The sequence below is a fragment of the Magnetospirillum sulfuroxidans genome, assembly GCF_018224925.1.
Classification (GTDB): domain Bacteria; phylum Pseudomonadota; class Alphaproteobacteria; order Rhodospirillales; family Magnetospirillaceae; genus Magnetospirillum; species Magnetospirillum sulfuroxidans.
This window is the reverse complement of the sequence record NZ_JAGTUF010000020.1, coordinates 49,960-59,354: the sequence shown is the minus strand read 5'-3', so window position 1 is coordinate 59,354 and position 9,395 is coordinate 49,960. Positions and strand designations below refer to the sequence as shown.

Sequence of the window (9,395 nt, the reverse complement as noted above, 5' to 3'; positions counted from 1 at the left end):
CGATCAGCCCTGGACCATCATGTCCATCGGGTTGCGCCAGTGGGCACATGGGTTCTGATCAATGGGACTTGGTATAAGTCCTTGATTTTTCCTCCCAACCACCGCGTTCGGTCTGCTGGTAATAGACCAGTTCGTGCCCCTCCGCCTTCCATGTCTTCCAACGGTCGCGGGCGGCGTTGACGGCGGCTTCGTCGTTGCCGTCGAACAGATCGAGGCAGCGATCCCATCCGGCCATGGCGGCCGGGCGGGCGCCGTCGCACAAGACCAAGACGGTCGCCTTGTTGGGGTTTTCGTCTTGCTCGGTCAGCCAGATCGGCTGCTCCGCCGCCGCGCCATCGCGAGCCGAGCCATGCGGCAGCCATGATTCCTCGGTATAGGTCCACAAGGCGGCGTTCAAATGCTCCACCCGTTCGCTTGATCCGCCCATCACCACCACCCGTAACCCCGCCTGAACCGCTTTTTCCAGCAGTTTGGGCAAGGCCTGGTCCAAGGGCAGCCGCAACAGGTGATAAAAGCCGATCTGGGTCATGACCGCAGCTTACCCCCCGGCCAGGGCGTCGAACAAGCGCACAGCGAAGCCGGTGGCGCCTTTGGGGCCGAACAGGTGGTCTTCGTCCGCCTCTGCCGTTCCGGCGATGTCCAGATGCGCCCACGGCACCGCCGGGGCGACGAAATGCTGGAGGAAGCGGGCGGCATCGTCATTGTCTGGCACCTTTCCCCAGCCGCAATTCTTCCAATCGGCGATATCGGAGCGGAAATCATCATCGCATGAAGCCGACAGGGGCAGCCGCCACAAGGCTTCATCCTCGGCCAATCCCAGTTTCAGCAGCCGCGCCGCCAAGCTGTCGCGGTTGCTGTAAAGACCGGCGTGATGACGCCCCAGCACGCGGACCACCGCCCCGGTCAGGGTGGCGGCATCGACGATGGCGCGCGGGCGCAAGGTGGCGCACGCCCACGCCAAGGCGTCGGCCAACACCAGCCGGCCCTCGGCGTCGGTATCGACCACCTCCACCGTCAGCCCCCGATACGAGCGAATAACATCGCCGGGTCGCAGCGCCCCGGCGCCGGGCATATTTTCGGCGATGGCCAGCACGCCGACGACGTTGACCGCCGCCTTGCGCCCGGCAATGGCCCGAAGCGCCCCGATCACCGCCGCCGCGCCGCCCATATCGCCCTTCATCTCTTCCATGTGTTCGGCCGGCTTGAGCGAGAGGCCGCCGCTATCGAAGGTAATCCCCTTGCCCACCAGGACCAGCGGCTTGTCCCCATCAGCGCCGCCCTTCCAGTGCAGTTCCGCCAGCACCGGCCTGCGCCGGCTGGCCTGCCCCACCGCCGCCAGCAAGTTCAAGCCGTGTTCGGTCGGATCGACAAGCTTTAGCCCGACCCCCAGCGGGGCGAGCCGGCGGGCCTGTTCGACCAAGTCGGATGGCCCCAAGATATTGCCGGGCGCGGCCACCAGATCGCGGGCCAGCAACACCCCGGACGCCACCGCGTCATGACGGGCGAAAAGCCGTTGTGCCGCCATCGGGTCATCGGTGAGCACGATCACCCGCTGGGGGAGCGCCAGATCTTCGTCGTCGGGAGTGCCGCGGTATTGAAGCGGCCGATAGGCGCGCAGACGCAGACCATAGGCCAATTCCGCCGCGGCCGCGGCCGCAAGGGCCAAATCCACCGCCACCGGCCCCGGACAGCCGGGCAGCACCGCCGCCAACGCCGCGCCACGGCGGCGCGGGGTTTCGGCGGCGGCCAATTCGATCGTTACCGGCTGATGGGCGGCAAGAACCCGGCTTGCCCCGTCGGCGGCAACCACGCGGGTTGCCGCCGACGGGGCGTCACGGGCGAATTCAATCCTCGTAATGATCGGCCACCAGTTTGTCCAGCAGGCGCACGCCGAAAGCGGTCGCCCCCTTGGCACAGATGGCGGTGTCCTTTTTCGACCACGCGGTGCCGGCGATATCCAGATGCGCCCAAGCCACGTCACCGACAAAGCGCTTGAGGAACTGAGCGGCGGTGATCGAGCCGCCTTCGCGGCCACCGACATTCTTCATGTCGGCGATATCGGATTTGATCTGCTTGTCATAGGCATCGCCCATGGGCAGACGCCACAACGCCTCCCCCACCGATTTCCCGGCCTGGGTCAGCCGCTCGGCCAGCTTGTCGTCGTTCGAGAACAAGCCGGCATATTCGCCGCCAAGCGAGATGATGATCGCGCCGGTCAGGGTGGCCAGATCGATCATCGCCTTGGGCTTATAGGTTTCCTTGGCGTACCACAGCGCATCGGCCAGAACCAGCCGGCCTTCGGCGTCGGTATTGATAACCTCGATGGTTTGGCCGGACATGGACGTCACCACGTCGCCCGGCCGCTGGGCATTGCCCGACGGCATATTTTCCACCAGTCCGACAATGCCGACGACATTGGCCTTGGCTTTACGCCCGGCCAAAGCCTTCATGGCGCCGATGACCGCGCCGGCCCCGGCCATGTCCCATTTCATGTCTTCCATGCCGCCGGCCGGCTTGATCGAGATACCGCCGCTGTCGAAGCACACGCCCTTGCCGACAAAGGCCACCGGGGCGGTATCCTTATCCTTGGCCCCGTTCCAGCGCATGATCACCAACTGGCTTTCGCGATCCGAGCCCTGGCCGACGCCCAAAAGCGAGCCCATGCCCAGCTTCTTCATCTGCTTTTCGCCCAGGATTTCCACCTCGACTCCCAGTGCGCCCAGCTTCTTGCATTCTTCGGCCAGGGTTTCGGGATAGATGACGTTGGCCGGTTCCGACACCACGTCGCGGGTGACGAACACGCCCTCGGCGATGGCGTCAAGCGGGGCGAAGGCGGCCTTGGCCCCGGCGGCGGCGCAGAGCACCGCCAGCTTTTTCACCGACGGCTTGTCTTCCTTTTTTTCCTTGGTGAAATACTTGTCGAAGCGATAGGACCGCAACTTGGCGCCAAAGGCGGCGTTGGCGGCGAAATCGGCGTCGCTGATTTTCAGCCCCGCCACCGCGTCGATGGCGATGGCGGCAACGCTATCGCCCGAGCTCAGCACCTGGGCCAGACCGGTGCCGCCAAAGGATTGCGCCGCCTGGGCGTCGATCGCCTCGGCCTTGCCCAATCCGACCAGGACGACCCGCTTCAGCTCGGTTCCGGGTGGGGCCAGAACGGTCAGGACTTGATCTTTCTTGCCGGTGAACTTGCTGGCGTCCATGGCCCGCTTGATCCCGCCGGCGGCCAGATCATCCAACGCCTGGGCGGTGGGGGTGAACACTTTATTTTCCAGCACGCCGACAATGACGGCGTCTTCGGCGGGCAAATGCGGCTTGGCGAAACTGATCTTCATCGGGGCGAAATCCTTTGTGGAAAGGTCTTGCCCCCAATGTAGCGCTCCGGCGCGTTACGGCAAGGGCGAAGGCGGCAGCGGCATCGCCGGATTTAGGTCATCAGCGACCTTTTCGTCGGCCAGTTCCTCGGCTTCCATCGTTTTGCCGCCGGCCAACAGGAAGACCAGGCCGCCAGGAAGCGCGGTGACCATGGTGACGATGCCGAAGATGATGGACAGCACGATGGCCGAAGCGCCATCAATGCCGACAAAGCCGAAGGCGGTGACCATGGCGGTTTCGCGCACGCCCCAGCCGGCGATGGAAATGGGCAAGGTCATGATCAGGATGACCGGAGGCACCAGAACCAAGGTATCCAGCACATGGACGTCCAGATTCAACCCCACCGCCAGCACATAAACGGCCAGCGACAGATTGATGTGGGCGATCAGCGCCACCATCAGGGTGCCCAGGCTCCAGGCCGGATGAAAGAACAGCTTGCGGGTGTCGCCGGCCAGTTGCACCACGCCGCGCACCAGTTTCCAGCGATGCAAGGACGTCGGCAGCTTGTCCAGCGAAGCCAGCACCAAAATACCGATGACGCACACCGCCAGCAGCAAGGGGAACACCCAGGTGCCCGGCATATCGGGAATGCGGGCGATCAGCAGCGGCTGGGTCAGGCAGACCAGCAGCACCAAGGCGAACACGGTCATCGCCCGTTCCAACGCCACCGAATTGACGGCGGCGGCCAAGCTTAGGCCGGCGCGGCGCGAGAACCACATGCGCACGGCATCGCCGCCGACAGCGCCGGGCAGGACAATGGAAAAGAACACGCCGATATAATAGACCGCCGCCGTCGAAGCCCAGCGGAACACCGCGTCCAAGGCGCGCAGGACCAGCCCCCAGCGCACCACCCCCAAGCCGATCTGGATTTGCATCAGCACCAGGGCCAGCACCACCATGCGGCCGTCCATGGCCGTCGCCTTGTCCCAAGCATTGGACATATCCACCTTGGACAGCACCCAGGCGATCAGGCCGATGGAAATGCCGCCCTTGAGCAACCAGGGCAAAATACGCTTGATCATGAAACCCGCACAATCACTGGAAAAAGCGCAGCCGGTGTAGCACATCACCGCTTTAGGCGCACGGGTAAACGCTTGCGCCCCCAATCGCCGGGCCGCGGGTCGAATAGCCCCGGCAGGGCGGTGCCGCAGGCCCGGCAGGCGCCATCAGCATTGAGCCCCCAGGCGGTCAATCGATACCAATCGCGGCCGATCAGCGTGGCGCCGCAACCATGGCAGAAGGTACTGCCGCCGGCTTCGTCGTGGACATTGCCGGTATAGACATAGCGCAGCCCGGCGGCCCGAGCGATGGCCCGCGCCCGCCCCAGGGTGGCGGCCGGAGTGTTGCCAATCTCCCGCAGCTTCCAATCGGGGTGAAAGGCGGTGAAGTGCAGCGGCACGTCAGGGCCCAATTCTTTCGCCACCCATGCCGCCAGCGCCGCCAATTCGTCATCGGAATCGTTCTTGCCTGGAATCAGCAAGGTGGTTATTTCCAACCACACCGAGGTTTCATGCTTCAGATAAACCAGGGTTTCCAGCACGTCGCTCAGATGGCCGCCGCAAAGCTGGTGATAGAAATCCTCGGTAAAGGCCTTGAGATCGACATTGGCGGCATCCATGTGGGCAAAGAATTCGCGCCGCGCCGCCGCGCCGATATAGCCCGCCGTCACCGCCACGTTCTTCAGTCCGTGCTGGCGGCACGAGATGGCGGTGTCGATGGCGTATTCCAGAAACACCACCGGGTCGTTATAGGTATAGGCGACCGAGCGGCAGTTCAGTTGCGCCGCCATCGCCGCGATCTGGGCCGGACTGGCGGCATCGTTCAACCGGTCGATTTCGCGCGCTTTCGAAATATCCCAGTTCTGACAGAACTTGCAGGTCAGGTTGCACCCGGCGGTGCCGAACGATAAAACCGGCGTGCCGGGCAGGAAATGATTGAGCGGCTTCTTTTCGATCGGATCAACGCAAAAGCCGGACGAACGGCCATAGGTGGTCAAAACCAGATGGTCGCCGGCGCGGGCGCGGACGAAACACAATCCACGCTGACCGTCGTTCAGCTTGCAATAGCGCGGGCAGACGTCGCACTGAATGCGGCCATCCGCCAGCATGTGCCAATGGCGGGCGGGGAAAAGCGCCCCTTGCGGTTCTGCGTTCATGGCCGGACTCGTGCTATGCTGGCTCCGCTCATCCATGGGGGCCACCATGTCGATTATACGCCCGAGTGCCGTTGCCGGCATGTTTTATCCGGCCGAACCGACGCAATTGATGCGCCAGTTGGACGCCTGCTGGGCCGCGGCCAAGCTGCGCCCGGATTTGGCGATCCCCAAGGCGGTCCCCAAGGCGGTCATTGTCCCCCATGCCGGCTATGTCTATTCCGGCGCGGTGGCGGCCAGCGCCTATGATCTGCTGAAACCGGCCAAGGGCCGCATGACCCGCGTCGTCGTGCTGGGGCCGTCGCACCGGGTGGCCTTTCGCGGCATGGCCATCAGCAGCGCCCAATCCTGGGCCTCGCCCCTGGGGGCGGTGCCGCTGGATCGCGCCGCCATCGCCAGCGTGATCGGCCGCATTCCCATGGTCGGCGAACTGGAACAAGCCCACGCCCAGGAACATTCCCTGGAAGTTCATCTGCCGTTTTTGCAGCGCGTGCTCGGCGCCTTCCAACTGGTGCCGGTGGTGGTGGGCGAGGCGACGCCGGAACAGGTGGCCGCCTTGCTTGACGCCCTGTGGGGGGGGCCGGAAACCCTGATCGTCATTTCCACCGACCTGTCCCATTATTTGGATTATTCCAGCTGCCAGGAATTGGACGCCCGCACCGCCACGGCGATCGAAACCCTGGATTCCACGGCCCTGAGCCGCGATCAGGCATGCGGCAGCATGCCGTTGGCCGGGCTGCTGTTGACCGCCAAGCGGCGGGGGCTGGGCATTGTCACCCTCGACCTGCGCAATTCCGGCGATACCGCCGGCCCCAAGGACAAGGTCGTCGGCTATGGCGCCTGGGCCGTGTTCGAACCCACTGCCGACGCCATCGCATCCATCGGGCCATTATTGGTGGAACTGGCCCGTGCCGCCATTCAATCCGGGCTGGACCACGGCGCCCCCGTCGATGCCCATGCCGGCGACGACCTGCCGGCGCTGTTGACCTCGGCCGGCGCCACCTTCGTCACCTTGAAAAAACAGGGGCAATTGCGCGGCTGCATCGGCTCGCCCCAAGCATGGCGGCCGCTGGCCGAAGATATCTGTGACAATGCCTTCAAGGCCGCCTTCCGCGATCCCCGCTTCCCACCGCTGACCGCGCCGGAATGGGCGAATGTGGACCTGTCGGTCTCGGTGCTGACGCCACCTGTCGCCATGCGCTTTAGCGACCAAGCCGACCTGCTGGCCCAGCTCCGCCCCCGCATCGACGGCCTGATCATTGAAGATAAAGGCAAGCGCGCCTTGTTCCTGCCCAGCGTGTGGGAGCAACTGCCCGACAAGGCGCAGTTTCTCGCCCATCTCAAGCACAAGGCCGGCATGGCCCCCAATCACTGGTCGCCCAACTTCACCGCCAGCCGGTTCCAGGCGCTGGAATTCAGCTGACCGCCCCCAGGGCCGTCTTGGCCACGTGATACCCAAGCGAGCGATAGGCTTCGAATTGTTGCTCGCTGAAGAACTGATCGGCGGTGCTTTCCTGCGGGAAAGCCGGATTGGCGCGGGCGTAATCCTTGATCACATGATCCTCACCCCCGGTCAATGCCGCCTTAAGGTACAAGATCCGGCCGGTTCGGTTGTCGGGATAATAGATCGTCCCCACCGCCCAGCACCGTTTGGGGTCATGGCCTTCAAGCGCCTGCAAATCGGCTGGAGCGAAGTCGATGAAATAGCCCAGATCGATGCGAACCATGCGCATCAGCCGGGCCAGGGCGGCCATGGTCGCCAGTCCCTTGGCATTTGGGTCGGAATCGTCCTCCGCCTCGCCAAGGATGATGAAGCGGCATTGCCGCCGGATCAGTTCATAAGCCCCCAGATTCTCGATGTGCCCGCCATCGCTGACATTGACGAAATCAGAATCCTTGGACATCGCCCCCCACATTTCCAGTTGCAGGTTATGCAGGGCATCCATGCTGGGCCGGGTCTTGGGCAGCCCCGGATTGGGTAGCCAATAACCCAGCCGGACATTCAACACGGTCATCAGCATGCGGATTTCACCCAGGCCGATATCGCCCATGTTGGACGAGGCGGCGGCGCCGGAAATGGCCATGGCGGTGGGCAAATTCAAATGAGGATCGCGGCGTTCCATTTCCGCCGTCGGGCAATATCCGGTCAAATCCGATCCCACATAGAGCGGGCTGAACAAAAAGAAGTCGGGCGAGCGAACCGCCATTTCCTTGTGTTTGTCCTTGCCGTTACGGCTGACATTCATGGTGGCGTTGATCAGCGGATAAGGACAGCGGGCATGCGGGGGCGTCAGTTCGGACAGCTTCAGATCATCCCATGTCCGCGTGTCGGGAGAGGTCGCATCCCCGGTCGGCTGAAACACATAGGCTTCGCTGAGGCGGTCACGATAAAAGCTATGGGGCGCGGTCATGTTGATATTGACCAGAAAACCCAAAATGCTGGCAATCACGCTGAACAAGAGTAAGACCAGGGACAGAACGGCGGCCGGCCCCGCCCATCCCGTCACAGCGTTCAGCGTCCACAGCGCCATGGGAATGGCCAGCAAACACGTCAAGGGCAGCCACAGGCGGGGGCAAGGCAGCACCGGCAAACGACGCAACCAACCAGAGCGGCCATAGCCGCAGGCCCAAAACAACCCGATCGCCACAAGTAAAAGCCCCGCGGCGGCGAAAAGCCCAAACGTGTGATTGCCCCAACCGATCCAACCAAGCAGAAATTCCGGCACCTGTGCCGCCGTCATGACGCCGTGCAGCAACGCCAGGTAAGTCCAGAGCAAGGCCAGCGGCGCCATGGCGCCGGCGGCGATCAGCAACACCTTACCCCGCAGCGAGGCAAAGCGCTTGCCGCGGAACCGCCAAATCAGCACCGCCGCCAACAGCGGAACAGCCGCCCAATACAGCAAGCGCCCCCAAGCATCGGCCCGAACCCATTGGGCCAGCCCCACCTGAACATCAAGAAAAACCAGCCCCAAGCCAGCCAGCGCCCCCAGACTGAGCGCCCGCGCCCAGGCATTGCGGACCGGCAGCTTTTTGTTTTGCAGCCATAACAACAATCCGCCCAAAACGACCACCAAAGCAGCAGCCAGATAGGTCCCCGGCCAGTGGGCGATGGAATCGCCCAAACGCGCACTGCCTTCATTCCCCAGCAGCCAGTGCAGGGACAGCCCGGTAAGCCGGCCCAAGCCGGGCATGACATCCCGCCAGATCACCGCCAAATATCCGCCGGCTCCAGCCAGCGACATGACGAAGGTCAGCAAAACCAACAAATTCACGACAAAGCCGGCAAAGGGTTGCAGGAACATGCGCAACTGATCAAGAAAACCGTTGGGGGCGAGAAAATGCGAATAGGCGCGCAGGTGGCGGACCGCCACGCTTTCCCGTTGATAATGAATTTGCTTGAGCAGGGCCGTCGCCGATTCGGTGCTCTGCCCCTGGGCGAAGGCGGCATTAAGGGCATGCACGCAGCCGCCCAGATACCCACCCCCCGATACCGTGGACAGATAATGAGCGGTGTCCAGCACCCCCTTGCCCGCCAGCACTTGCAACACCCCTAGATTGAACGTCGCCGAGCGGATGCCGCCGCCCGAGAGCCCGATGCCGAACAGGCTATCGTGCTTGGCCCAGGCGCGTTCCTGATCATCGGAGAACATATCGTTCAGAGGCTTGGCGGCCGGGCCATCCGACGCTTGCAGCGCTTCGGCCATTTCCCGCCAGCGTTCCGGGATGTTTCCCAGGTGGATCTTCTCTTGTTCGAGCACCTCGCCACGGCCCACCGTTTTTGCGTCCACAGCCACCCCCTTTACGAATGCGCCCCCATGGTAACGCCACTTTAAGTAAAGCTCCATCGCTTGTTTCCCGCTTGCCCCGC

The 9,395-nt window shown here is 63.6% G+C and carries 7 protein-coding genes; 1 reads left to right on the top strand and 6 read right to left on the bottom strand.

The features are described from left to right. Positions 1 to 58: 58 nt before the first annotated feature. From KEC16_RS16360 to amrS, 5 genes are read right to left on the bottom strand one after another with little or no spacing between them, the layout of a single operon-like run. Entirely contained in the window at positions 59 to 529 is a 471-nt protein-coding gene (locus KEC16_RS16360; protein WP_211550893.1) for a DNA polymerase III subunit chi, read from the bottom strand. Between the two features lie 9 nt (positions 530 to 538). Further along, positions 539 to 1,810 carry a leucyl aminopeptidase family protein gene (locus KEC16_RS16355; RefSeq protein WP_346344113.1) on the bottom strand — a complete coding sequence of 424 codons (1,272 nt, stop codon included), beginning with the start codon at positions 1,808 to 1,810 and terminating at the stop codon, positions 539 to 541. Between the two features lie 34 nt (positions 1,811 to 1,844). Next, positions 1,845 to 3,335 carry a leucyl aminopeptidase gene (locus KEC16_RS16350; RefSeq protein ID WP_211550891.1) on the bottom strand — a complete coding sequence of 497 codons (1,491 nt, stop codon included), beginning with the start codon at positions 3,333 to 3,335 and terminating at the stop codon, positions 1,845 to 1,847. 54 nt (positions 3,336 to 3,389) lie between these two features. Further along, the gene (locus tag KEC16_RS16345; RefSeq protein WP_211550889.1) at positions 3,390 to 4,397 is read right to left on the bottom strand and encodes a lysylphosphatidylglycerol synthase transmembrane domain-containing protein; all 1,008 of its coding nucleotides are present in this window, start codon (positions 4,395 to 4,397) and stop codon (positions 3,390 to 3,392) included. 44 nt (positions 4,398 to 4,441) lie between these two features. Beyond that, complete coding sequence (amrS, locus tag KEC16_RS16340) at positions 4,442 to 5,530, bottom strand: AmmeMemoRadiSam system radical SAM enzyme (protein ID WP_211550887.1); 1,089 nt, start codon at positions 5,528 to 5,530, stop codon at positions 4,442 to 4,444. A 46-nt stretch (positions 5,531 to 5,576) separates the two neighbouring features. Here amrS and amrB point away from each other — a divergent pair, with 46 nt between their 5' ends. Continuing rightward, the gene (gene amrB, locus KEC16_RS16335; protein WP_211550885.1) at positions 5,577 to 6,950 is read left to right on the top strand and encodes an AmmeMemoRadiSam system protein B; all 1,374 of its coding nucleotides are present in this window, start codon (positions 5,577 to 5,579) and stop codon (positions 6,948 to 6,950) included. Here amrB and KEC16_RS16330 read toward each other — a convergent pair. After that, positions 6,943 to 9,315: a hypothetical protein gene (locus KEC16_RS16330; protein WP_211550883.1), complete on the bottom strand. Its 2,373-nt coding sequence runs from the start codon at positions 9,313 to 9,315 to the stop codon at positions 6,943 to 6,945. The two genes, amrB and KEC16_RS16330, sit on opposite strands and share 8 nt — an antisense overlap. Between the last annotated feature and the right edge of the window lie 80 nt (positions 9,316 to 9,395).

Excerpts from the sequence above, each read along its gene's own strand:
- amrB (WP_211550885.1), top strand. The coding sequence starts at position 5,577 with ATGTCGATTATACGCCCGAGTGCCGTTGCCGGCATGTTTTATCCGGCC.
- amrS (WP_211550887.1), bottom strand. The coding sequence starts at position 5,530 with ATGAACGCAGAACCGCAAGGGGCGCTTTTCCCCGCCCGCCATTGGCAC.
- KEC16_RS16350 (WP_211550891.1), bottom strand. The coding sequence starts at position 3,335 with ATGAAGATCAGTTTCGCCAAGCCGCATTTGCCCGCCGAAGACGCCGTC.
- KEC16_RS16345 (WP_211550889.1), bottom strand. The coding sequence starts at position 4,397 with ATGATCAAGCGTATTTTGCCCTGGTTGCTCAAGGGCGGCATTTCCATC.
- KEC16_RS16360 (WP_211550893.1), bottom strand. The coding sequence starts at position 529 with ATGACCCAGATCGGCTTTTATCACCTGTTGCGGCTGCCCTTGGACCAG.